General features: G+C 73.3%; 19 protein-coding genes. 9 read left to right on the top strand and 10 right to left on the bottom strand.

Annotated elements, in window-relative coordinates; translation table 11 throughout:
* Nucleotides 1-36 precede the first annotated feature (36 nt).
* From ACQVFL_RS28250 to ACQVFL_RS28225, 6 genes are all read right to left on the bottom strand, one after another.
* Nucleotides 37-1,638, bottom strand: a complete 1,602-nt coding sequence (locus tag ACQVFL_RS28250) for an acyl-CoA carboxylase subunit beta (protein WP_431727951.1) — start codon at nucleotides 1,636-1,638, stop codon at nucleotides 37-39.
* Complete coding sequence (locus tag ACQVFL_RS28245; RefSeq protein WP_431727950.1) at nucleotides 1,635-2,837, bottom strand: acyl-CoA dehydrogenase family protein; 1,203 nt, start codon at nucleotides 2,835-2,837, stop codon at nucleotides 1,635-1,637. Before ACQVFL_RS28245 ends, ACQVFL_RS28250 begins: the two co-directional genes overlap by 4 nt.
* Nucleotides 2,834-4,534, bottom strand: a complete 1,701-nt coding sequence (locus ACQVFL_RS28240) for an acyclic terpene utilization AtuA family protein (protein WP_431729904.1) — start codon at nucleotides 4,532-4,534, stop codon at nucleotides 2,834-2,836. Before ACQVFL_RS28240 ends, ACQVFL_RS28245 begins: the two co-directional genes overlap by 4 nt.
* An 89-nt stretch (nucleotides 4,535-4,623) precedes the next feature.
* Nucleotides 4,624-5,433 carry a TIGR03084 family metal-binding protein gene (locus ACQVFL_RS28235; RefSeq protein WP_396689732.1) on the bottom strand — a complete coding sequence of 270 codons (810 nt, stop codon included), beginning with the start codon at nucleotides 5,431-5,433 and terminating at the stop codon, nucleotides 4,624-4,626.
* A gap of 18 nt (nucleotides 5,434-5,451) precedes the next feature.
* On the bottom strand, nucleotides 5,452-6,087 hold the full coding sequence (locus tag ACQVFL_RS28230; RefSeq protein WP_396689734.1) for a TetR/AcrR family transcriptional regulator: 636 nt from the start codon (nucleotides 6,085-6,087) through the stop codon (nucleotides 5,452-5,454).
* Between the two features lie 147 nt (nucleotides 6,088-6,234).
* The gene (locus tag ACQVFL_RS28225) at nucleotides 6,235-6,912 is read right to left on the bottom strand and encodes a Crp/Fnr family transcriptional regulator (RefSeq protein WP_013736306.1); all 678 of its coding nucleotides are present in this window, start codon (nucleotides 6,910-6,912) and stop codon (nucleotides 6,235-6,237) included.
* Between the two features lie 217 nt (nucleotides 6,913-7,129).
* On the opposite strand from ACQVFL_RS28225, the gene ACQVFL_RS28220 reads away from it, so the two are divergent.
* The 6 genes from ACQVFL_RS28220 to ACQVFL_RS28195 all read left to right on the top strand — a co-directional run bounded on the left by ACQVFL_RS28220 (nucleotide 7,130) and on the right by ACQVFL_RS28195 (nucleotide 12,566).
* Complete coding sequence (locus ACQVFL_RS28220; RefSeq protein ID WP_396689736.1) at nucleotides 7,130-7,792, top strand: adenosylcobinamide amidohydrolase; 663 nt, start codon at nucleotides 7,130-7,132, stop codon at nucleotides 7,790-7,792.
* Nucleotides 7,793-7,849: 57 nt separating this feature from the next.
* Nucleotides 7,850-9,142 carry a CapA family protein gene (locus ACQVFL_RS28215; RefSeq protein ID WP_431727949.1) on the top strand — a complete coding sequence of 431 codons (1,293 nt, stop codon included), beginning with the start codon at nucleotides 7,850-7,852 and terminating at the stop codon, nucleotides 9,140-9,142.
* A gap of 60 nt (nucleotides 9,143-9,202) precedes the next feature.
* On the top strand, nucleotides 9,203-9,982 hold the full coding sequence (gene nth, locus ACQVFL_RS28210) for an endonuclease III (protein ID WP_431727948.1): 780 nt from the start codon (nucleotides 9,203-9,205) through the stop codon (nucleotides 9,980-9,982).
* Nucleotides 9,979-10,587 (top strand): TlpA family protein disulfide reductase, encoded by a 609-nt coding sequence (locus ACQVFL_RS28205; protein WP_396689741.1) that lies wholly within the window; start codon nucleotides 9,979-9,981, stop codon nucleotides 10,585-10,587. The genes nth and ACQVFL_RS28205 overlap by 4 nt, the downstream gene beginning before the upstream one ends.
* Nucleotides 10,584-11,324, top strand: a complete 741-nt coding sequence (locus ACQVFL_RS28200) for an NUDIX hydrolase (protein ID WP_431727947.1) — start codon at nucleotides 10,584-10,586, stop codon at nucleotides 11,322-11,324. Before ACQVFL_RS28205 ends, ACQVFL_RS28200 begins: the two co-directional genes overlap by 4 nt.
* Nucleotides 11,325-11,387: 63 nt before the next feature.
* A complete protein-coding gene (locus tag ACQVFL_RS28195) occupies nucleotides 11,388-12,566 on the top strand; it encodes a MarP family serine protease (protein WP_396689745.1) in 1,179 nt (392 codons plus the stop codon).
* 3 nt (nucleotides 12,567-12,569) lie between these two features.
* On the opposite strand, the gene ACQVFL_RS28190 is transcribed toward ACQVFL_RS28195, so the two are convergent.
* From ACQVFL_RS28190 to eccCa, 3 genes are all read right to left on the bottom strand, one after another.
* Nucleotides 12,570-13,289, bottom strand: a complete 720-nt coding sequence (locus ACQVFL_RS28190) for a phosphatase PAP2 family protein (protein WP_431727946.1) — start codon at nucleotides 13,287-13,289, stop codon at nucleotides 12,570-12,572.
* A 67-nt stretch (nucleotides 13,290-13,356) separates the two neighbouring features.
* Complete coding sequence (gene mycP, locus ACQVFL_RS28185) at nucleotides 13,357-14,673, bottom strand: type VII secretion-associated serine protease mycosin (protein ID WP_396689749.1); 1,317 nt, start codon at nucleotides 14,671-14,673, stop codon at nucleotides 13,357-13,359.
* Between the two features lie 74 nt (nucleotides 14,674-14,747).
* Complete coding sequence (gene eccCa / locus ACQVFL_RS28180) at nucleotides 14,748-18,695, bottom strand: type VII secretion protein EccCa (protein WP_431727945.1); 3,948 nt, start codon at nucleotides 18,693-18,695, stop codon at nucleotides 14,748-14,750.
* A gap of 101 nt (nucleotides 18,696-18,796) precedes the next feature.
* Between eccCa and eccD the strand changes: the two genes are divergently transcribed.
* Nucleotides 18,797-20,194, top strand: a complete 1,398-nt coding sequence (gene eccD, locus ACQVFL_RS28175) for a type VII secretion integral membrane protein EccD (RefSeq protein WP_431727944.1) — start codon at nucleotides 18,797-18,799, stop codon at nucleotides 20,192-20,194.
* A 25-nt stretch (nucleotides 20,195-20,219) separates the two neighbouring features.
* Here eccD and ACQVFL_RS28170 read toward each other — a convergent pair whose 3' ends face one another.
* Nucleotides 20,220-20,726 (bottom strand): inorganic diphosphatase, encoded by a 507-nt coding sequence (locus tag ACQVFL_RS28170; protein WP_350698623.1) that lies wholly within the window; start codon nucleotides 20,724-20,726, stop codon nucleotides 20,220-20,222.
* Nucleotides 20,727-21,267: 541 nt separating this feature from the next.
* Between ACQVFL_RS28170 and dacB the strand changes: the two genes are divergently transcribed.
* Nucleotides 21,268-22,686 carry a D-alanyl-D-alanine carboxypeptidase/D-alanyl-D-alanine endopeptidase gene (dacB, locus tag ACQVFL_RS28165; RefSeq protein WP_396690933.1) on the top strand — a complete coding sequence of 473 codons (1,419 nt, stop codon included), beginning with the start codon at nucleotides 21,268-21,270 and terminating at the stop codon, nucleotides 22,684-22,686.
* A gap of 67 nt (nucleotides 22,687-22,753) precedes the next feature.
* Complete coding sequence (locus ACQVFL_RS28160) at nucleotides 22,754-23,821, top strand: zinc-dependent metalloprotease (RefSeq protein WP_396689755.1); 1,068 nt, start codon at nucleotides 22,754-22,756, stop codon at nucleotides 23,819-23,821.

Raw genomic sequence — 23,821 nt, 5'->3', positions numbered from 1 at the left:
GACTCCGCTGCGCTGCGTTCCTCGCGCTCACGGGTGTCACATCCGGAACACGCCGAAACCGGCGGCACCGCGCACCGGTGCGTTGTGCACTGCCGACAGGCAGAGCCCGAGGACGGTACGGGTGTCCCGAGGGTCGATCACCCCGTCGTCGTAGAGCCGCCCGGAGAGGAACAGCGCGCCGGACTGGGACTCGATCTGCTGCTCGACCATCATCCGCATGGCGGCGTCGGAGTCCTCGTCGAACTCACGTCCCCGAGCGGCGGCGGCCTGCCGGGCCACGATGGACAGCACCCCGGCCAACTGGGCCGGACCCATCACCGCAGACTTCGCGTTCGGCCAGGTGAACAGGAACCTCGGCTCGTACGCCCGGCCGCACATGCCGTAGTTCCCGGCCCCGTACGAGGCGCCCAGGTTGACCGTCAGGTGCGGCACCGTCGAGTTCGACACCGCGTTGATCATGAGCGCGCCGTGCTTGATGATGCCGCGCTGCTCGTACTCGGTGCCGACCATGTAGCCGGTGGTGTTCTGTAGGAAGATCAGCGGGGTGTCGGCGGCGTTGGCGAGCTGGATGAACTGCGTCGCCTTCTGCGCCTCCTCGCTGAACAGCACCCCCCGGGCGTTCGCCAGGATGCCGACCGGGTACCCGTGCAGTTCACCCCACCCGGTGACCAGAGCCGTGCCGTACGCCGGCTTGAACTCGTCGAACTCGCTGCCGTCGAGCAACCGGGCGAGCACCTCGCGCGGATCGAACGGCACCTTGAGATCGGCGCTGACGATGCCGAGCAACTCCTCCGGATCGTGCCGGGGCGGACGCGGATTCGCGGTACGCGGCCCCGGCCCCTGCTTGCGCCAGTTCAACCGGCGGACACACTGCCGGGCCAGCCGGATGCCGTCCCGCTCGTCGGCGGCGAGGAAGTCGGCCAGACCGCTACGGGTGGCGTGCATCGCCGCACCACCCAGCGACTCGTCGTCGGCGTCCTCCCCGGTGGCCATCTTCACCAGCGGCGGCCCGGCCAGGTAGACCTGCGAACGCTCCCGGATCATGATGGTGAAGTCCGACATCCCGGGCACGTACGCGCCACCGGCGGTGGCGTTGCCGAAGACCACGCTGACCGTGGGGATCTTCTCGGCCGAGAGCCGGGTCAGGTCACGGAACACCCGCCCGCCCGGAATGAAGATCTCCGCCTGGGTGGGCAGGTCCGCGCCGGCCGACTCGACCAGGTTCACCATCGGCAGCCGGTTGGCCAGGGCGATCTCCCCGGCCCGCCGGGTCTTCGCCAGCGACCACGGGTTCACCGCACCGCCGCGTACGGTCGGGTCGTTTGCCACGATCAGGCACTCGACGCCCTCGACCACCCCGATCCCGGTCACCACGCTGGCCCCGACCGGGAAGTCCGTGCCGTACGCGGCCACCGGCGACAACTCCAGGAACGGGCTGTCCCGATCCAGCAGCAGCTCGATGCGCTCGCGGGGGAGCAGCTTGCCGCGCGCGTGGTGCCGGGTCACGTACTTCTCGCCGCCACCGGCCCGTGCCTGGTCGAGCGCGGCGTCCAGCTCGGCGATCCGGTCCCGCAACGCCTCCCGGTTGGCCCGGTGGATCGGCGAGGTGAGGTCAACCGTGCTCTCCAACGTGGTCATAGGCCGATGCCCTTCGCGACGATCTCGTTCATGATCTCGGTGGTGCCGCCGCCGATGCCGAGGATCCGGGCGTCCCGGTAGTGCCGCTCCACCTCGGCGTCGCGCAGGTAGCCGAAGCCGCCATGCAGTTGCAGGGCCTGGTCGACCACCCAGTCGCTCGCCGCCACGGCCACGTTCTTGGCCATCGCCACCTCGGTCACCACCGGCTCCCCGGCGACGACCCGGGCGGCCACCTCGTGCACGTACGCCCGGGCGGCCTCGGCGCGGGTGTGCATCTCGGCCAGCCGGTGCCGGACCACCTGTCGACCGACCAGCGGACGACCGAACGTGGACCGGTCCCGGCACCAGCGCACGCTCAACTCCACGCAGCGCTGCGCGATCGCGTACGCCTGCGTGGCCAGGGAGAGCCGCTCGGCGGCGAAGTGCTGCATGATCGCGAGGAAGGCGGTGCCCTCCTCGCCGATCCGGTTCCCCACCGGGACGCGTACGTCGACGAAGGAGAGTTCGGCGGTGTCCGAGCAGTGCCAGCCGAGCTTCTCCAGCCGTCGCCCGACGGTGAACCCGGGCATGCCCTTCTCGATCACCAGCAGGCTCAACTCGCCGTTGCCCGGTGGGCCGGTCCGCACCGCCGTGGTCACGAAGTCCGCCCGCACACCGCTGGTGATGTACGTCTTCGCGCCGTTGACCACGTAGTGCTCGCCGTCGCGGCGGGCGTGGGTGCGGATCCCGGCGACGTCGGAGCCGGTCTCCGGCTCGGTGACGGCGAGCGCACCGATCGTCGTACCGGCGAGCGTCGGCCGGACGTACCGGTCGACCAGGTCGTCAGCGGCCGGCGGGCGCTCGGCCGGCGGACCGGCCGCGCCCGGGAGGGTGCCGCCGAGCCGGCCGCCGGCCGCCGCGACCATGTGCGGCACCGCGATGCCGTGCGTGAACAGGGCCGCGACCAGCCCCGAGGATCCGCCGGAGCGGATGATCTCCTCGGTGACGACGATCGAGTCGAGCAGGTCGCCGCCGCTGCCGCCGACCGACTCGGGGAACCCGATGCCGAGCAGCCCGGTCCGCGCGGCGGCGACGTGCAACGTGCGCGGCACCTCACCGGCCTTCTCCCAGTCGGCCAGGTGCGGCAGCACCTCCCGGGTCACGAAGGTCCGGGTCATCTCGCGCAACTGACGCCGCTCCGGCGTGTCCACGATGGTCACGCCTGCGGCCCCCCGACCGACGCCGACCCGGTGGCCGAGGCCGACCCGGTGGGCGAGGCCGGTCCGGTGGGCGAGGCCGGTCCGGTGGGCAGCTCCGCCGGTAGGTCGACCACCCGGGCACGGAGCAGCTCACCGAGCGCCTTGGCCTGCGGGTCGAACCGGGTCGAGCCGGCCACACCGGGTCCGAGCAGCCCTTCGATCACGAAGTTGACGGCGCGCAGGTTCGGCAGCTCGTACCGCCGGACGGTCAGCGGGGCGGTCTCCGGCAGCAGTTCGGCCAGCCGGGCCACGGTCAGCCAACCGCGCAGCCACGCCCAGGTCGCGTCGGTACGCGCCCACACGCCGAGGTTCGCGTCACCGCCCTTGTCGCCCGAACGCGCCCCGACCAACTCCCCGAGCGCCCCCCGCCGCACCGCTCCACTCGGATGAAAGGAAGGGCCCCCTGCTATCGCCTGGTGTATAGCAGGGGACCCTTCCTTACATCGCAGCGGCGGTGGGGCGATCTGCCGGCGGGTGCCGTCGGGCAGTACGGCGACGTGGGTGACCGCGTCCTGCGACACCGCATCGGTGGTGCAGACGCCGTACGGGGTGGCGTCGCCGGGCAGCGTGGTCAGCGTGCAGCCGGGGTACGAGGCCAGCGCCAACTCCACCGCCGCCGCCGAGAAGGCCCGCCCGGCCCGCGTCCGGTCGACGTCCCGCAGGTGTACGTGCAGCAGTGCGCTCGCCACCTCGGTGTCGGTCGCGTCCGGGTGGTCGGTACGGGCCAACCGGAACTCCAGCCCGTCGGTGCCGACCGCCACTTCCAGTTGCGCCCGGACCAGGGCCGCCTTCGCCTCGATGTCCAGCCCGCAGAGCACGAACGTCATCGAGTTGCGGAAACCGCCGAGGTTGTTGACGCCCACCTTCAGCGTCTCCGGCGGTGGCGTGCCCCGGACGCCGGAGACGCGTACCCGGTCCGGCCCGTCCTGGCGCAGCTCGATCGTGTCGAGCCGGGTTACCACGTCCGGTCCGAGGTACTCGGGTCCACCGATCTCGTAGAGCAGTTGCGCGGTGACCGTCTCGACGGTGACCGCGCCACCGGTGTCGGGATGCTTGGTGAGCACCGACGAGCCGTCGCGACGCAGCTCGGCGACGGGAAAGCCGGGCCGGTGACCGCCGTCGGGCAGCTCGGTGAAGAAGCTGTAGTTGCCGCCGGTTACCTGCGCCCCGCACTCGACCAGGTGCCCGGCCACGGTGGCGCCGGCCAGCGCGTCCAGGTCGTCGTGCGTCCAGCCGAAGTGGGCCACGGCCGGGCCGACCACCAGGGCGGCGTCGGTGACCCGACCGGTGACCACCACGTCCGCCCCGGCGTCGAGGCAGGCGGCGATACCGAACGCCCCGAGGTACGCGTTCGCGGTGAGCGCGTCCGGGCGGGCCAGCGCGTCGCCCTCGACGTACCCGACCCGCACGGGCAGCCCGAGCCGGTCGGCGAGGGAGCGGATCGCGGCGGCCAACCCGGCCGGGTGGAGTCCGCCGGCGTTGGTGACCAGCCTGACCCGGCGGTCCATCGCGGTGCCGAGGCAGCCTTCGAGCTGTCGCAGGAACGTCCTGGCGTACCCCAGGTCGGGGTCACGCATCCGGTCCCGGCCGAGGATCAGCATGGTCAACTCGGCCAGGTAGTCGCCGGTCAGCACGTCCAGCTCGCCGCCGTCGAGCATCTCCCGCCAGGCGGAGAACCGGTCGCCGTAGAAGCCGGACGCGTTGCCGACCCGCAGCACGTCGGCGCGGGGCCGCCGGTCGGCCGCGCTCACGCGGCGGCTCCGGCCTGGTCGCCCCCCGGCGACCGGGGCGTGGGGGCGGGACCGGGTGGGCCGGCGAACGCCTGTGCCACGTCCAGCCACGCGTCGGCGACCGGCCCGTCGGCGACCAGGGCGGTGTCGGCGCGGTGCCGCCGCCGGGTCACCAGCAGGCAGAAGTCGTGCGCCGGGCCGGTGACCCGGTCGGTCGCGTCGGGCGGACCGAAGGCCCAGGTCTCCCCGGCCGGTGCCCGCAGCTCGACCCGGACCGGCGCCGTCGGCACCGTCCGGCCGTGCGCGGCGAAGCTGTGCCCGACGGTACGGGAGCCCAGGTACGCGATGTGTCGCAGCCGGGCGGTGGCCGGCCGGGAGACGCCCAGCGCGTCAGCGACGTCCTCGCCGTGCGCCCAGGTCTCCATGATCCGGGCGGTGGCCATCGAGGCGGGCGACATCCGGGTGCCGTACCAGGGCAGTCGCTGCCCGGCCGGAGCGGCGGCGAGCGACGCCGCGAGCGTCCTGCGGCCGACCCGCCAGCGGCTCAGCAGCACCTCCGGCGGGGCGAGGAACGCCTCCGCGCCCGCGTCGACCAGGCGGGTCGGATCCGGGGCGGCGACGACCGAGGCGTGGAACGCGTCCGGATCGGTCGCGGCCAGGTGGGACACGTGGTCGGTCCAGGCCAGGTGAGCGATCTGGTGGGCGACCGTCCAGCCCGCCGCCGGAGTCGGCCGTTCCCACTCCGCCTCGGGCAGGGGCGCGACGAGCACGTCGAGCTGCGCGGACTCGGCGGCCAGGTCGGTGAGCAGGACGGCCAGGTCGACCATGGTGCCTCCGGTGGGGGATCAGTCCCGCTCGTCTTCCGGCCGGTGGTCGGCGGGCGTGAGCAGGGCGGTGAACTGGTGTTTCCAGGCGTGCAGCAGGGCGGCCCGGCGGGCCGAGTCGTCACTGAGCAGGTTGGCCACGCCGAGCCCCCGGAGCAGGTCGAGGGTGGCCTGCACCGCTTCGCGTACGCCCGGTCGTCGCTCGTCGACGCCGAGCAGTTCGACGGTCAGTCGGTGCATCTCCCGCCCGACCCGGGTCTCCAGCGGCAGCAGCGCGGCTCGCAGTTCGGCGTCGGTGCGGGCGGCCACCCAGAGTTCGAGGGCGGCCACGAAGAGCGGCCCGGTGAAGGCGGCGGCGAGCAGGTCGACCACCCGGTCCAGCCGACGGGGGCCGGCCGGCAGCGCCTCCGCCTCGGCCCGCAGCTCCGCCGCCCGGCGTTCGGTCAGGTGTGCCACGGCGGCGGTGACCAGGGCGGCTCTGGTCGGGTAGTGGTGCAGTTGGGCGCCTCGGGAGACCCCGGCCCGGGCCGCCACCACCGTGGTCGTCGTGCCGGACCAGCCGTGCTCGACCAGGCACTCGACGGTCGCCTCCAGCAGCCGGGCCCGGGTGGCACGGCTGCGCTGCTGTTGAGGGACGCGGGTCGATGCGGTGGGCACGGGCACAGCCTGCCGTCCGCAAAACAAACAGTCAAGACTGACTTTTTCACCGCGCGGTGTGCCCCGGTATACGGTCAACGGAGGCGATCCCGGACACGACACCGCCCGGCCGCAGGTGGGCGACCGGGCGGTGGAGGAAAGCGGGGGTCAGACCCGCGCGCGGCGGGCCAGACGCTCCGGGTCGAGGATGATGATGCTCTTGCCGTCCAGCCGGAGCCAGCCCCGCGAGGCGAAGTCGGCCAGCGCCTTGTTGACCGTCTCGCGGGAGGCGCCGACGAGCTGGGCGATCTCCTCCTGGGTCAGGTCGTGCGTCACGCGCAGCACGCCACCGTCGCGGGTGCCGAAGCGGCCGGCCATCTGGAGCAGGTTCTTGGCGACCCGGCCGGGCACGTCGGTGAAGATCAGGTCGGCCAGGGCGTCGTTGGTCCGGCGCAGCCGGCGGGCGAGCACGCGCAGCAACTGCTCGGCGATCTCCGGCCGGTTGTTCAGCCACGGGCGCAGCGCCTGCTTGCGCAGCCGGGCCAGACGGCTGTCGGTCACCGCGGTGGCGGTCGCCGTACGCGGACCCGGATCGAACAGCGACAGCTCGCCGACCATGTCCGACGGGCCCATCACCGCGATCAGGTTCTGCCGGCCGTCCGCAGCCCGCCGCCCGACCTTGATCTTGCCGGACAGCAGGATGTAGAGACTGTCGCCGGGCTCGCCCTCGTTGAACACGACCTCGCCCTTGCGGACCTCGATCGTCTCCATCTCCTTGGCGAGCGCCTCGGCAGCCTCCGGGTCGACTCCCTGGAAGATCCCGCTGCGGGCCAGTACCTCGTCCATCGCGCACCTCCGGTTGCGCGTGCCGTCTGTCGGCTGGGTCGCCGTCCGCTGATCCCTCGCGCGCCGACCAGTCTAGGCGCACGTGAGCAGGAATCAGAGGTGCACCCCTGGAATCTTGATCGTTGGGCGTAACCTTCCCGTGTCGGTCGCCCGGTACCATCGCTCGCCCGCGCGGGCCGGCGACGACCGGCGAGGTCGCCGGTCGTAGGGTCACGGCGTGCTGAACGAGCCCCAGGTGACCACCCGTCACGAGGACGGAAGGGACATTCCGCTCCTCGTGTGGCGTGCCGTGCGGCCGTTACGGGCGGTCGGCACCGGCCCGCTCGGCGGCGGGCTCGGCCTACGAAGGTGGGTGCTGAACGCGACCGTGCCGATGTCGTACGACCGGGACGACCCCGCCGAGCACCTGGCCGGCATGGCCCGGCGGCTCGGCCTCGACGGAGCCGGGGTGGGCCTGCTGACCGGCGTCGACGTGACCGAGGTGATCGCCCGGACCGACACCGGCGTGCAGGTCTGGGCCACGGTGGGCCTGGGCACGCCGGTGCCCGCGGCGGCGCCCGACGTGGCGGCCCCCGCACAACGGGTCGGCACCGTCAACATCGTGGTGTACGTGCCGGCCCGGCTCGGCGACGCGGCTCTGGTCAACGCGGTGGCCACGGCGACCGAGGCGAAGGCGCAGGCGATCGCCGACCTCGGCCTGCCCGGCACCGGCACCCCGACGGACGCGGTCACCGTGCTCTGCCCGCCGGACGGGCCGGTCAGTGCGTACGGCGGCCCGCGCTCGACCTGGGGAGCCCCGCTGGCCCGCGCGGTGCACGCCGCGGTGTCGGCGGTCGGCGCCGACACCGTCGTCCCATGGTCGGATCGGCTCCGGGGCTGAATCCTCCACCCGATCGGCCGTCGTCGTGGTGTTTCCCGCCCGGTAGGGTCGCCCCCGATGTATGCTCGCGCCCCCCTCGCGCGCAGACGCCGTGCCTCCGAGGCGTCGCGTCCGCGCCACCACGCCTTCTCCGCCTCACGTCCGTTCGGCCGTGCCTTCTCCGCCTCACGTCCGCTGGGCCGTGCCTTCTCCGCCTCACGTCCGCTGGGCCGTGCCTTCGGGGCGTCGCGTCCACGCCGCCGTTCCCTGGCCGCGCTCGGTGCGCTGCTCGCCGTGCTGCTGGTCGCCGGTTGTGCCGATCTCGGTCAGGAGCCGGTCTGGCAGCCGGGCGCGGGCGGCGGTGCCACCGGCGGGCCGGTCGAGTCGACCCCGCCCGAGGTCAAGACCATCTCCCTCTCCGCCACCGGCGACATCGTGATGGGCAACGCGCCCAACCGGCTGCCGCCGAACGGCGGGAAGGGCTTCTTCGACTCGGTCAAGAAGGCGATCTCCGCCGACGTGGCGATGGGCAACCTGGAAGAGCCGTTGACGGTGGACACCGGCACCGGCAAGTGCGGGGCCGACTCGACCCGGTGCTTCCAGTTCCGGGCGCCGCCGGAGTACGCCGCCCACCTCGCCGACGCCGGGTTCGACCTGCTCAACCAGGCCAACAACCACGGCTACGACTTCGGGCCAAAGGGGTACGAGAACACCCAGAAGGCGCTGGAGGAGCACGATCTGGCGCACACCGGCGCGCCCGACCAGATCACCGTGGTCGAGGCCGACGGCGTGAAGGTCGCGGTCGCCGGCTTCTCGTCGTACCGCTGGTCGAACAGCCTGATCGACATCCCTTCCGCGAAGAAGGTGATCGAGAAGGCCGCCACCATGGCCGACATCGTGGTGGTGCAGGTGCACATGGGGGCCGAGGGCTCGGAGATGACCCGCACCCGTCCGGGCACCGAGATGTTCCTCGGCGAGAACCGGGGCGACCCGATCAAGTTCTCCCGCGCGATGATCGACTCCGGCGCCGACCTGATCGTCGGCCACGGCCCGCACGTGCTGCGGGGCATGGAGTTCTACAAGGGCCGACTGATCGCGTACAGCCTGGGCAACTTCGCCGGTGGCGGCAACATGCTGAGCAACAACGGCCGCCTCGGCTGGGGCGGGGTGCTCAAGGTGACCCTCGAACCGGACGGCACCTGGTCCGGCGGGTCGTTCGTCTCGACGTACATGAACGGGATCGGCAAGCCGACCATGGACCCGGACGACCGGGGCCTCGGCCTGCTCCGGGACCTGACCAAGCTCGACTTCCCGGAGACCGGTGCCCGGTTCACCAAGGCGGGCAAGATCAGCCCGCCGGACGAGGGCTGATCACCGGCTCGCACGTGTGGGCCGACCGGAGCGTCGGCGCGGCGACGTAGGCTGGCCGTCGTGACCAGAAGCGCCACCGAGACCGACCTGGGTCGTACGCGTCGGGCGCGGCGGATCGGCCGCGTGCTGACCGAGACGCATCCCGACGCCCACTGTGAGCTGAACCACGGCAACGCGCTGGAGTTGGCCGTCGCCACCATCCTCTCGGCCCAGTGCACCGACAAGAAGGTCAACGAGGTCACGCCGAAGCTCTTCGCCCGCTACCCGGGCGCCGCCGACTACGCCGGGGCGAACCGGGACGAGATGGAGGAGATGATCCGGCCGACCGGCTTCTACCGCAACAAGACCACCTCGTTGATCCACCTCGGCCAGGCCCTCGTCGACCGGTACGACGGCCGGGTGCCGGGTCGGCTGGCCGACCTGGTGACCCTGCCCGGGATCGGCCGCAAGACCGCCAACGTCATCCTCGGCAACGCCTTCGACGTGCCCGGCATCACCGTCGACACGCACTTCCAGCGGCTGGTCCAGCGGTGGCGACTGACCACCGAGACCGATCCGGTCAAGATCGAGCACGCGATCGGGGCGATGTATCCGAAGCGCGACTGGACCATGCTGTCGCACCGGATCATCTTCCACGGCCGACGGGTCTGCCACGCCCGCAAGCCCGCCTGCGGCGCGTGCACGCTGGCGAAGCTCTGCCCGTCGTACGGCACCGGCCCGACCGAGGCAGCCGCCGCCGCGAAGCTGCTCAAGGGCCCCCGGGCCCGTGACCTGGCCGTCGCCGCCGGAGTCGACCCCGAGTTGGTGCCGGTGCAGGCGGTCCGGGCGGAGGCGCCGTGACCCGTCGACTGGCCCTGCTGGCCCTGCCACTGCTGCTGGTCGGCACCGTGGCGTGCACGCCGGAGGACGACCAGCCCTCCGCCGCCGGACCGGGGACGAGCACCAGCCGACCGTCCCCGTTCGAGGACTGTGCGGCCCTCGCGGCCGAGCCCGGCACCACCGGCGACGACGCCCCGCAGGGTGACCGGCTGCCCGAGCTGACCCTCACCTGCTTCACCGGCGGCGCACCGGTCGCCGTGCGTGACATCCCCGGACCGGCCCTGATCAACGTCTGGGCCTCCTGGTGTCAGCCCTGCCGTAAGGAACTGCCCGCCTTCCAGCGGCTCAGCGAGCAGACCCAGGGGCAACTACAGGTGATCGGGGTGAACACCCAGGACAGCCGCAGCGCCGCGCAGTCGATCGGCGAGGACTTCGGCGTACGGTTCCCGATGCTGTTCGACCAGGGCAAGGCGTTCCAACGCGCGCTGGAACGCAACGCGTTCCCGATGACGGTGTTCGTCGGCGCCGACGGGGGCGTCCGGCACATCGACACCTCGGGCGCGCTCGACGACGCCCGACTCGCCGACCTCGTTCAGCAGCACCTCGACATCGCGGTGCCGGCATGAGCGAGGTGCCCGCCGGCGTGAGCCCGGCCCGGGAGGCGGCCGGTGCGCCACGACCGGTGCCGGACTGGCTGGACCCGCTGCTGGTCCGGCTCGGCACCGCACACATGGAGGACTTCACCCAGGTCCGCACCCCGGAGCAGGGCGGCCGGGAGAGCGCCGTGCTCGTGCTGCTCGGTGAGGACGCCGAGACCGGGCCGGACGTACTGGTGCTCCAGCGGGCCGCCACGTTGCGTAACCACGCCGGTCAACCGGCGTTTCCCGGCGGTGCGGCCGACCCGGGTGACGCCGACGCCGCCGCCACCGCCCTGCGCGAGGCCAACGAGGAGGTCGGTCTCGACCCGGCGAGCGTCACCCTGCTCGCCGAGCTGCCGAGACTGTGGATCCCGGTCAGCGAGTTCGTGGTGACGCCGGTGCTCGCCTGGTGGCACGCGCCGCACCGGGTGCACCCCCGGGAACCGGCCGAGGTGGCGCACGTGGCCCGCCTGCCGGTCACCGAACTGGTCGACCCGGACAACCGGGTCCGGGTACGCCACTCCAGCGGCTGGGTCGGCCCCGCCTTCTCGGTCCGCGGCATGCTGGTCTGGGGCTTCACCGCCGGGGTGCTGGCCGCGCTGCTGGAGATGGGCGGCTGGAGCCGACCGTGGCCGCACGGACGGGTGATCGACCTGCCTCCGTCGGGTGCCTCGCCCGCCCCCTCGGCCGGCACCGACGAGGTGGACGAGAGCGCGATCCGCTGACCGCACGGTCACCTTGCGCAAGCGATCGTCATCCCGCGAGCCCTCGGCCCGTACGCTTGACCCGTGTCGGCCGTTGATCTCGTTCTGCTGTTACTCATGCTCGTCTTCGCGATCAGCGGATACCGGCAGGGGTTCGTCATCGGGGTGCTCTCGTTCTCCGGGTTCTTCCTCGGAGCTCTGATCGGGCTTCAGATCGGGCCGATGTTCGCCCGGCAGTTCGTCGACAGTGGCACCCGGGTGCTGATCTCGCTCGTCGCCATCTTCGGCCTGGCGGTGATCGGCCAGGCGCTCGCCGGATGGCTCGGCTCCCACCTACGCCGCACCATCGCCAGTGACGTGGGTCGACGGCTCGACGACATCGGCGGTGCCTTCGTCTCGCTCTTCGCGGTGCTCATGGTCGCCTGGCTGGTGGCGGTGCCGCTCGGCTCCTCCTCACTGCCGTGGCTCGCCGCCTCGGTCCGCAGCAGCGCGCTGCTCAACGTGGTCGACCAGGTGATGCCCGACCAGGCCCAGCAGCTCTCCACCGCGCTGCGGGACACCGTCGACACCAACGGCTTCCCGGACGTGTTCGACGGCCTGCGTCGTACCCAGGCCCGGCAGGTCGAGCCACCCGACCCGGCACTGGCCGGATCGCCGGTGGTGGCCAACGGCCAACAGTCGGTGGTCAAGGTGCTCGGCTCGGCGAAGAGCTGCTCCCGCCGCATCGAGGGCTCCGGCTTCGTGTACGCCGACGACCGGGTGATGACCAACGCGCACGTGGTCGCCGGCACCGACTCGGTCGCGGTGGAACTGCGTGGCGAGCGGTACGAGGGCACCGTCGTCGTCTACGACCCGAACCGCGACCTGGCCGTGCTGTACGTGCCCAACCTGCCCGGCCCGTCCATGCGGTTCGCCGCCGGCAACACCACCTCCGGCGCGGACGCCATCGTGCTCGGTTTCCCGTTGGACGGGCCGTACAACGCCCAGTCGGCGCGGATCCGCGAGGTCGACCGGATCACCGGCCCGGACATCTACTCCTCGGGGGACGTGACCCGGGAGATCTACACGATCCGGGCGCTGGTGCGCAGCGGCAACTCCGGCGGGCCACTGGTCTCCTCGAACGGCCTGGTACTCGGAGTGATCTTCGCGGCGGCTGCGTACGACCCGAACACCGGCTTCGCGGTGACCGCCGCCGAGGCCCGGCCGGTGGCGCTGGCGGGTGCGGAGCGTACCCGGGGCGTGGGCACCGGCGAGTGCACCTGACGGTCAGCCGTCGGACGGCGACCGTCGGGCCCGGAGCGTGAAGGCCACGGTGGTGGCGGTGACCACCGCCGCACCGAGCAGCCATCCGGCGACCACGTCGCTGGTCCAGTGCACCCCGAGCGCGACCCGACTGAACCCGGTGACCAGGGCGATGGCGAGTGCGGCGGACCAGACCGTTGCCCGGCCCGCCGACCACACCCGGGGCAGGAACACCACGAGCAGCACACCGGCGGCCAGCGCCGCGTTCAGCGCGTGGCCCGACGGGAAGGACAGTCCGGGGGCCAGCGCCACCGGCTCGGGCAGATCCGGTCGCGGACGGCCCACCACGAGCTTGAGCAGCGGTCCGAGCAGGCCGCCGAGCACCATGGTGGTGGTGACCCAGACGGCCAGCCGCCGCGCGCCCCGGTAGGCCAGCCAGACCACCAGACACAACGCCCCGGCACGCAGCGGCATCGGTGCGAACACGTCCGTCCAGAGGCTCATCACCGACACCCAGGCGGGGTGGTCGCGGGCGAAGCCGTGCAGGTCTGCGGTGATCGCCGCGTCCAGGCGGCGCAGCGGCGACCAGCCGCCCGCCACCAGCATGGCGAGCAGTGCGAACGGCACCAGCATCGACAGGCCGGAGACGGTGTGGCCGGGACGCAGGCCCGACGGGCCGTCCGCCGGACCCGCCGGGTCGCGGATTGGCGGGGGCGCGGTCGTGCGCCGGCCTGAGGCACTCACGCCGACGGTTGTACCCCGCCGAGCGGGATCGAAGACCCGGGATCGCCGGATTGCCCGGCGGCGTCGCTCAGCGCTTCCGCAGCCGGCGCACCATCAGCGCCGCGCCGGTGACCAGGGCGACGAGGATCGCCGAGCCGACCCAGAGGCGTACCGGACCGGTGTCGGTGGCGGTCCCGGCGGCACGCGCCCGCCACCGGGTCTCCTGCTGTGACCCGGTGAGGCCGAGCTGCTCGGCGTCCGGCTCGCCGACCGGCACCGAGCCGGGGGCCGGACCGAAGCCGGTCACCCCGGGCGAGTCGTTGTCGTCCAGCGGGTTGTCGCCGACCAGCGGTACGTCCGCCGTCAGCGCTGCGATCGGGTCGACCAGGCCGTACCCGAACCGGTCGTCGCGCCCGGTGGGCCCGATGTCCCTGGCGGTGACCAGCAGCCGGTTCACCACGTCCCCGGCGGACATCTGCGGGTACCGGGCCCGGACCAGGGCGGCGGTGGCGGCGACCAGCGGGGCGGCGAAGCTGGTGCCCTGCACCCGCCAGTACCCCTGTGGCGGCCGGGCGCCGACCAGGCCGCTGGCCGGGGCGGTGAGGACGGTGGCGCGACCGGTGATCGCACCGCTCCACAGGTTGTCGCTGTTGCGTTCCAACCCGGAGACGGCGATGACGCCCGGCTCCCGGGCCGGATACCACACCTTCGCCTCGGGAGAGGTGGCGAGATTGCCGGTGCAGGCGACCACCACCACGTCCTTGGCGAACGCGTAGTCGATGGCGGCGGCCAGGGCAGGACTGTCGCCGTTGCCGCCGAGCGACAGGTTGATCACCTTGGCGCCGTTGTCGACCGCCCACCGCACGCCCTTGGCGACGATCAGCGCGTCGTCGTACCGGTTCTCCTCATCGAGTACGCGGACCGGCAGGATGCGGGAGTCGGGGGCCAGTCCCACCACGCCCCGGCGGTCGTCGTTGCGTCCGGCGATCAGGCCCGCGACCGTGGTGCCGTGGCCGACCGGATCGGGTTCGGCGGCACCACCCGGGGAGACCAGGTCGAGACCGGGGAGCACCTGACCGGCCAGGTCCGGGTGCGAGCCGTCCACCCCGGAGTCGATCACCGCGACGATCACGCCGCGTCCGGTCGAGGTGCGCCAGGCGACCCGCGCGCCCAGCTTGTCGAGCTGCCACTGCTCGTCACGGACCTGGTCGGCGCGTTCGGCGGTGTCCGGGGCGTACGCCACCGGCACGCCGAAGGAAGTCGGGGCGACCTGCACGGCGGCGGCCGGCACGACCGCGACCGTGACGGACAACGCCGTGACCGCCGCCGCCAGCAGCGCCCGATGCGCGAACCGTCGAGGCCCCGGCGGGCCGCTCTGCCGCACCCTGGTCACATCCTCAGCCATTCGTCGCAGGGACACATGACGAACGGAGATTACCGGTTCGCCTCCCCGTTACGGGACGTTCCGTGGACTCGACGTCACTGTGGCGGCAGGTATGCCAGTTGAACCAGGCGGACACCCTCGCGCCGGGTGGACAGTCGACCGCGTCCGGGGGGCAGTGGCCCGGGCCGGACGGCACCGACCAATGCGCCCTCCTCGGGGCTGCCGGACATCACCAGGCCCGAGGTGGACAGTTCGCGTAACCGCTGCACGACCGGTTCGTACTGGGCGCGGGCGGCACCGCCGCAACGGCGGACCAGCACCAGGTGCAACCCGACGTCGCGGGCGTGCGGCAGGTGCTCCTCCAGCGCCCGCAGCGGGTTCGCCGGCCCGCTCGCCACCAGGTCGTAGTCGTCGACCAGCACGAACAGTTCCGGTCCGGTCCACCACGACCGGTCACGCAACTGCGCCGGGCCGACCTCGGGACCGGGGGTGCGGTCCTGGAGGTAACCGGCGGCGGAATCCACCAGGTCGGCGGTGTGCGCGGCGGCGGTGCCGTACCCGATCAGGTGCTCGGTCTCGATCGCGCCGAGCAGGCTACGTCGGTAGTCCACCAGGATCACCCGCGCCTGCTCCGGAGTGAACCGGGTGACGATCGACTGGGCCAGCGCGCGGAGGAACGACGACTTGCCGCACTCGGCGTCGCCGTAGACCACGAAGTGCGGCTCGGTGGCGAAGTCGAGCACCACCGGACGCAGGTCCGCCTCGGCGATCCCGACCGGGATCCGCAGCCCGGCGGTGGCGGCCAGGTCGACCTCGGCGTAGGGCAGCACCGCCGGGAGCAGCCGGACCCGGGGTGCCGGTGGACCGGCCCAGTTCTGCGCCGCCCGTCGCACCAGAGCGGCGGTGTCCGCATCGGCGACCTGCGGCAGCGCGGTGAGGAAGTGCAGGCTCCCGGCGGTGATGCCGCGACCCGGCGTCCGCTCCGGCACGTCCGCCGCCGCCCGGCGGGCGACCGCCGAGTCCGACGGGTCACCGAGGCGCAGTTCCAGCCGCGCACCGAACAGGTCCCGGATGGCCGGTCGGAAGTCCAACCAGCGCACCGCCGTGGCCACCACGTGCACGCCGTAGGAGAGTCCCCGGGTGGCCAGGTCGGTGATCAGCGGCTCCAGGTCGTCGTACTCGCCGCGCAGCGTGGTCCAGCCGTCGACGACGAGGAAGACGTCACCGAACCGGTCGGTGAGCGGCGCACCGGCGGCGGCCTGCTCGGCTCGCCGCCGCCGCCAGGCCGCCATCGACTCGACACCGAGTTCGGCGAAGGCGCGTTCCCGCTCGGTCAGGACCGTGGCCATCTCGCCCACGGTGCGTCGCACGCCGGTCGGGTCGGCGCGCCCGGTGATCCCACCGACGTGCGGCAGGTCGCGCAGCGCGGCCAACCCGCCGCCGCCGAAGTCCAGACCGTAGACCTGCACCTCACTGGGGGTGTGGGTGAGCGCCAACGCGCAGATCAGCGTCCGCAGCGCGGTCGACTTGCCGCTCTGCGTACCACCGACCACGGCCACGTGCCCGGCGGCGCCGTCCAACGCCAACCAGAGCAGGTCGCGCCGCTGCTCGTACGGCTTGTCGACCACCGCCACCGGCACCTGCAACGCGCCGTGCAGCTCCGGATTGCCGGACGTCAGCCCTCGGGACGGGTGCACGGTCAACGGCCCGACCAGCTCGTCCAGCCCCGGTGCGCCGTCCAGCGGCGGCAACCACACCCGGTGGGCCGGTGGCCCCTGGCCGACGAGGCGTCCGATCAGCAGGTCGAGCAGGGTCTCCCGATCCGGTTCCTCGTCCTGCTCGACGGTGGGGGGCGCAGTGGGCGGCTCCGGTTCGGGTGTGAAGTGGGTGGTGAAGGTGAGCAGGCGTGGGCGCTCGCCCCCGGGCGCGTCGGCCGTCGCAGCGTGCCGCCGGACCGCCCCGGAGACGTACGCGGTCTTGAAGCGCACCAGGGGCTCGGTGCCGGAACGCAGGTAGCCGTGACCCGGTGAGCGGGGCAACTCGTACGCGTCCGGCACCCCGAGCACCGTGCGCGACTCCAGCGACGAGAAGGTCCGCAGACCGATCCGGTACGACAGGTGGGTGTCCAACCCGCGCAGCCGACCCTCCTCCAACCGCTGGCTGGCCAGCAGCAGGTGCACCCCGAGCGACCGGCCCAACCGCCCGATCTGCACGAACAGGTCGACGAAGTCGGGCTTCGCCGACAGCAGCTCGGAGAACTCGTCGCAGACCAGCAGCAACGACGGCAGCGGGGCCAGCGCGCTGCCGGCCGCCCGGGCCCGCTCGTAGTCGCGCACGCTGGCGAAGTTGCCGGCGCGACGCAGCAGCTCCTGCCGGCGTACCAGCTCGCCGTTGATCGCGTCGACCATGCGGTCCACCAGCGGCAACGCGTCGGCCAGGTTGGTGATCACGGCGGCGGTGTGCGGCAGCCGGTCGAACGGGGCGAAGGTGGCCCCGCCCTTGAAGTCGACGAGGACGACGTTGAGCTGCTCCGAGGAGTGCGTGGCGGCCAGCCCCAGCACCAGCGTCCGCAGCAGCTCGGACTTGCCCGAGCCGGTGGCGCCGATCAACAGCCCGTGTGGGCCCATGCCGTCCTGCGCCGACTCCTTCAGGTCCAGCTCGACGGCGGTGCCGTCCGCGCCGACGCCGATCGGCACCCGCAGCCGGTCGCGGGCCGACCGGGGTGCCCAGCCCTGCTCGGTGGTGAAGCCCTCCGGGTCGCCGATGCCGAGCAACTCCGGCAGGCCCGGATCGGCGCCGGTCGCGGCGTCCGGACCACGGGCGGCGGCCGGGCGCAACGGGGCCAACCGGCGGGCCACCGCCTCGGCCTCGGCGACCTCCAGCGCGTCGGCCGTGCCCACCTCGGCCGGCCCGTCCGCCGAGTGCGAGTGCAGCCGGTCACCGCGCAGCTCCAGCAGCAGGGCGAACCGGTCCAGCAGGCGCGGCGGCGGGGAACTCAGGTCGATCAGCGTCACCCCGTCGATGCCGCTGTCACCGGCCAGTTCGGTGGCGCCGGTCAGGTCGCCGCCGTCGAGCACCACCACCAGGTGCGGCCCGTCGGTGGCCGGACCGGTCGGGCTGAACCGGGACCGGCTGGCCAGCACCCCGTCGAGCAGCTTCTCCAGGTCCACCGCCGCGCTGGCGACCAGCCGTACCGGGCCGAGGGCGTCGTGCCGGGACGGGTGACCGGCGTGCGGTAGCCACTTGACCCACTCCCAGGCACCACGCCGTTCCGGTCCGGCGCAGACCGCGATCAGCAACTCGTCCGGGGAGTGGAAGACCGCGAGCTGGGTGAGCATCGCCCGGACCAGCGACTGCGCGGCCGGTGACGCGGGCCCGACCGGCGCGCCCCGGACGAACACCCGGGCGAAGCTGCGCAGCGACACCGCCACCGGCAGGTTCGGCACCACCGAGTACGCGTCCAGGAACCGACGCAGCGCCCCGGCGGTCATCGGCTCCAACTCCTCCAGCGGCCGGGTGACCGGTGGGACCAACGGGGTGGCCAGCGTCTGCGGCCCGACGGCGACCCGCACCACGGCGAAGTCCGGGTCGGCGGGACGACGTTCCCAGACCCGGTGGCTCTCGACCGTCGACCAGAGACCCCGTGGATCCGGGTGCCGGTAGCAGAGGCCACTGCGCTGCCGTGTCGCGGTCTGCCGGACCTGCCGCCGCAACGTCGCCAGGTGCCGCAGGTACTCGCGTCGGGCGGCCATCATCTCGGACTTGCGGGGGCTGCCGGAGGCGCTGCCCCAGGAGGTCACCAGCATCGCCAGCGTGGAGAGGCCGAACATCGCCCCGACCACGTACGCGTACGCGCCGCCGCCCCGCCCGAACATCATCGCCATCGCGACCGTCCCGCCGAGCATCGGCAGCACCATCAGCATCTGCTGCCAGCGGCCACCGGTGACGTCCGGGATCTCCGGCGGGGCCTGCACCGGCACCTCGCCGACGGGGATCTCCGGTGCCGGACGTCGGGCCGGCCGCCGCACGACGACAGTGGACACTCGACCTCCCGACGACGCACGGTGACCCGAGCCTGGCTCATGGTAGGTAAAGTCCTTCCGTCCGCGCAGGCCCGCACCTCGCTCGATATGGAGATGAGTCGATGACGATCGGGCTGGCCCGGGTCACCGTCAACTCGCCCCTGCGCCGGGTCGACGTGGCCCTGCCCGAGCAGGTTCCGCTCGTCGAGCTGCTGCCCGAGGTGCTCCGGCACGCCGGTGTCGGGCTCGCCGACGACGGCGAACGGCACGGCGGCTGGCTGCTGCGCCGCGCCGACGGCAGCACGCTCGCGACCGGGAAGGCGTTGCTCGCCCAGGGGGTCCGCGACGGTGAGGTGCTGCACCTGGTGCCGGGCCGCGCCGAGTGGCCGGAGCCCGAGTACGACGACGTGGTGGAGGCCATCGCCGACGGTGCACGACGGCGCGGTGCCCCCTGGTCACCCGAGGCCACCCGGCTCGCCGCGCTGACCGGTGCCGGAGTGCCGCTCGGCGTCGGCCTGGTCGCCCTGCTCGCCACCGGCCCCGGTGATCAGGCCACCCGGGCGGTGGCGACGTTGGTCGTGATCCTGCTGGTGCTGGCCGGGACGGTGTTCTCCCGAGCCCGGGGCGACGGCGCGGCCGGTGCCGTCCTCGGCGGGTACGCGCTGCCGTACGCCGCCGTGGCCGGTGCGCTCGCGGTCAGCTCGGGCGACCCGGTCGGTCCCCTCGCTCCGCTGCGCTGGGTCGGCGCGGAGGAGGCGTTGGCCGCGGCGGTGGCCCTGCTGCTGGCGTCGGTGCTCGGGCTGCTCGGCGTGGCCACTTGGCAACGGGTCTTCGTGGCCGGCGCGGTGGTCGGTGTGGTCGGCGTACCCGCCGCTCTCGGTGGCGTGCTGCTCGGCCCGGCCGGCGCGACGGCCGTCCTGCTCTGCGTGCTGGCCTTCGCGATCGGCGCGGTCCCGCTGCTGGCGATCCGGCTGGGCCGGGTGCCGCTGCCGCCGACCACCCTGCCCAGCGGTGCCGCCCACGACCTGGACCAGGCCCGTGACCTGCCTGATCGTGGCCGGGTCCACGCGGCGGTGGCCCGCACCGAGGAGATGCTGACCGGGATGCTGATCGGGCACGCGGTGCTGGCCGGCGCCGCCGGTCTGGTCCTCACCGCCACCGGCGGCGTCGCCGGCCGACTACTGGTCGTGGTGACCTCGACGGTGTTCCTGCTGCGCGCCCGGCTCTTCGCGGCGGTTCGGCACCGGGTGCCGCCGTTGTGTGCCGGCCTGGCCGGGTACGCGGCCCTCGGCACGGTGCTCGCCGTCGACGCCGACCTCGGCGCGCTGCTGCTCCCGGTCGGCGGCCTGCTGGCCGGTCTCACGGTCGTGGCGGCCGGCACCGGCTACGCCCACCGGCCGGTCTCGCCGTACGTCGGGCGGATCGCCGACCTCACCGACACTGCGCTGGTGATCTCCGTGGTGCCGGTCGCCTGCGCGGTGCTCGGACTCTACGACCGGGCCCGGGGACTGCTCGGCTGAGCGGTCCGACGGGCCCGTCGCGAGGTCAGTGCGTGGTCTCGCCGCGCTCCTCGGCGTCCTTGGCCCGCCGGTAGGAGGCCAGGATCTCGGTCTCGGCCTCGGTACGCCCCACCCAGGTCGCGCCCTCGACCGACTTGCCCGGCTCCAGGTCCTTGTAGACCTCGAAGAAGTGCTGGATCTCCAGCCGGTCGAACTCGCCGAGGTGGTGGATGTCGCGCAGGTGCTCCTGCCGGGGGTCCTCGTACGGCACGCAGAGGACCTTGTCGTCGCCGCCCTTCTCGTCCGTCATCCGGAACATGCCGATGGTGCGGCACCGGATCAGGCAGCCGGGGAAGGTGGGCTCGGGCACCAGCACGAGGGCGTCCAGGGGATCGCCGTCCGCGCCGAGGGTGCCCTCGATGAAGCCGTAGTCGGCCGGGTACTGGGTGGAGGTGAAGAGCGTGCGGTCCAGCCGGATCCGGCCGGTCACGTGGTCCACCTCGTACTTGTTGCGGTGACCCTTGGGGATCTCAACCGTGACGTCGAAATCCATTCGCACGCTCCCTCGTTCGCCCACGCTGGCCTGACGGAACCGGCGACCAGCCCGGACAGGCGATTGCTCGCCCACCGAGTCCGGCCGCCGCATAGTCTTCGGACCGAAGTAGTGTCACCCAGGCCGGTTTCCGGTGGGGGAGGAGGGGGTCGTGGGGAGGGAAGATTCACACTACCGTCCGGAGGGTGCCACCGAGGGTGGTACCGCGACACCGCCGGTCACACCGGCGACCGGGCGGGTGGTGGTGCCCGGCGCGCACCTGCTCCGGACACCGTCGCCGACACCTGCGGACCCCGCTGCGACGAGCCCGGCACCCGGTGCCACCCCATCCGCCTCCGTGCCCCCGGGCAGCGTGTCCGGCACGCCCGGCACCGAGGCCGGTCCGGTCGGTCGGGTGAGCGTTCCCGCCGTGTCCGTCGCGGTCCCGGCGGCCGACACGCCGTCCGGCCCGCAGGCTGACTCCGGTGCGGTGCCGCCGGCCCCACCCGGGAACACCGCTGCCCTGGCCGACCAGGGGACACCGTCCGCGCCGTCGTCCGCCCTGCGCCGACGACTGCCGCTGGTGCTCGCCGCCGTGCTGGCACTCGTGCTGGTCGGGGTGGGTGTGGTCGTGGTACGCCCCGGCCCGGTCGGTCAGTGGCTGGGCGACGACCCCGATTCGTCGGCGGTCGCCGAGTCGTCCGAGCCCGCGCCGGCCGCGGTGCTGGCCGCAGCCGACGTCGGCGCTCCCGTGCCCAGCGCCGACGGGATGCGTGCCGTGCTCGACCCGCTGCTCGGTGACCCCGCGCTCGGTGATCGGGTCCACCTCGCCGTGGCCGACGCCCTCACCGGGCAGTCGCTCTTCGACCGGGACGGCGCCGAGGCCACCGTGCCGGCGTCGGTGACGAAGTTGTTGACCGCGGTCACCGCGTTGACCGCCCGTGGCCCCGGCTACCGGATCCCGACTCGCGCGGTAGCCGGCGCCCAGCCCGGTGAGGTGGTCGTCGTCGGTGGCGGGGACCCGACGCTGACCGCCGGTGCCAAGGGCTTCTACCCCGGTGCGGCCAGCCTGGAAAACCTCGCCGAGCAGGTGCGTACCGCCCTGGGCGGCACCCCGCCGACCCGCGTGGTGGTCGACTCCTCGCTGTTCTCCGGGCCGGTCTTCGAGCCGGGTTGGGACGACGACATCCCCACCGGCGGCTACGGCAGCGCGATCACCGCGCTGATGCTCGACGGTGCCCGGAAGGACCCCAAGGCGGGGCGGGGGTGGGCCGAGCGGGTACCCGAGCCGGACCTCAGCGCCGGACGGGCCTTCGCCAAGCTGCTCGGCGTACCGGCCGCAGCGGTCGGCAAGGGCACCGCACCGGTGGCCCCGGTCGACGCGACCGGCACCACCGAACCCGGCACCGAGTTGGGCGTGGTGCACTCGCCACCGCTGCTCCGCCTGGTCGACGTCATGATCAGTGAGAGCGACAACATCGTCGCCGAGGCGCTGGCCCGCCAGGTCGCGCTGGCCCGCGGCCAGCCCGCGTCGTTCGCCGGTGCCGCCACGGCGATGGCCGAGATGGTGCCCGAACTGGGTCTGCCGGTGGACGGGCTGACGCTCGCCGACGGCAGCGGCCTGTCCCGGAGCAACCTGATCAGTCCGGCGCTGCTGACCGAGCTGCTGGCGCTCGCGGCCGGGCCGGACCGGCCCGAACTCGGCGGCATCTTCGCTGGACTGCCGGTCGGCGGCTGGTCCGGCACGCTGCGCGACCGCTACGGTTCGGCACCCGGCACGGACGCCGGGATGGGCGTGGTCCGCGCCAAGACCGGCACGCTGACCCGGGTACACGCCATCGCCGGAGTGGTGACCACCGCCGAGGGCCGGTTGCTCACCTTCGCGGTGCTCACCGACCAGGTGCCGCCGGACGGCATGGAACCCGCCCGGGTGGCGCTGGACCGGATCGCCGCGGCGCTCGCCACCTGCGGCTGCCCCTGACCCGGTGGGCCGGGTGCACCGGGCACGATCCGGGGACGGGTGTCGCGGCGCGGGTACGGTGGGTGGCATGGCGCAGTTCGTGGACTGGGATCTGGCCGCCGCTACCGCGGGGGCGCTGGGCAAGTCGGGCCCCCGGGTGTCGTACGCCGAGGCCACCGAGGTGGTCGCCGAGCTGCGCCGGCTGACCGACGAGGCGGCCGCGCACGTCGCCGACTACACCGGGCTGACGTCGCAGGTGGCCCATCCGCCGGTACGGGTGGTCGACCGGCGCGACTGGGCGGCGACCAACATCGCCGGTCTGCGCGAGGTGATCACTCCGCTGGTCGGTCGGCTCGCCGAGGACAAGCAGCCCGGCGCGTTCACCGAGGCGATCGGGTCACGGGTCACCGGGGTCCAGGCGGGAACCGTGCTGGCGTACCTGTCCGGGCGGGTGCTCGGTCAGTACGAGGTCTTCTCCGCCGACCCGGGGCAGCTCCTGCTCGTCGCGCCGAACATCGTCGAGGTGGAGCGGAAGCTGGGCGCCGAGCCACGTGACTTCCGGCTCTGGGTCTGCCTGCACGAGGTGACCCACCGGACGCAGTTCACCGCGGTGCCGTGGATGCGGGCGTACTTCCTGGGCGAGGTCCAGGCGTTCGTGGACGCCTCGCAGGGGGGCGAGCACCTGGTCGAGCGGCTGCGCCGGGGCGTGGGCACCCTCGCCGACGTGGTACGCAACCCGGAGAGCCGGGCCAGCGTGCTGGACATCGTGCAGACCCCGGGGCAGCGCGCCGTGCTGGACCGGCTGACCGCGCTGATGACGTTGCTGGAAGGGCACGCCGAGTTCGTGATGGACGGCGTCGGGCCGCAGGTCATCCCGAGCGTCGAGCGGATCCGGGCCGGGTTCGACCGACGCCGGGACGCCGGCAACCCGGTGGAGAAGGCGGTCCGCCGCCTGATCGGCCTCGACGTCAAGCTGCGGCAGTACGCCGAGGGCCGCAAGTTCGTCCATGCGGTGGTGGACCGGGTCGGGATGGCCGGCTTCAACCGGATCTTCGAGTCCCCGCTGACCCTGCCCCGCCTCTCCGAGCTGAGCGAACCGGACGCCTGGGTGGCCCGGGTGCACGGTCCGGTCGGGCCGAAGCCCCCCGCCGACTGA

The organism is Verrucosispora sp. TAA-831 (assembly GCF_050780145.1).
Taxonomy (GTDB): domain Bacteria; phylum Actinomycetota; class Actinomycetes; order Mycobacteriales; family Micromonosporaceae; genus Micromonospora.
This window is presented reverse-complemented; position numbering and strand designations above follow the sequence as displayed.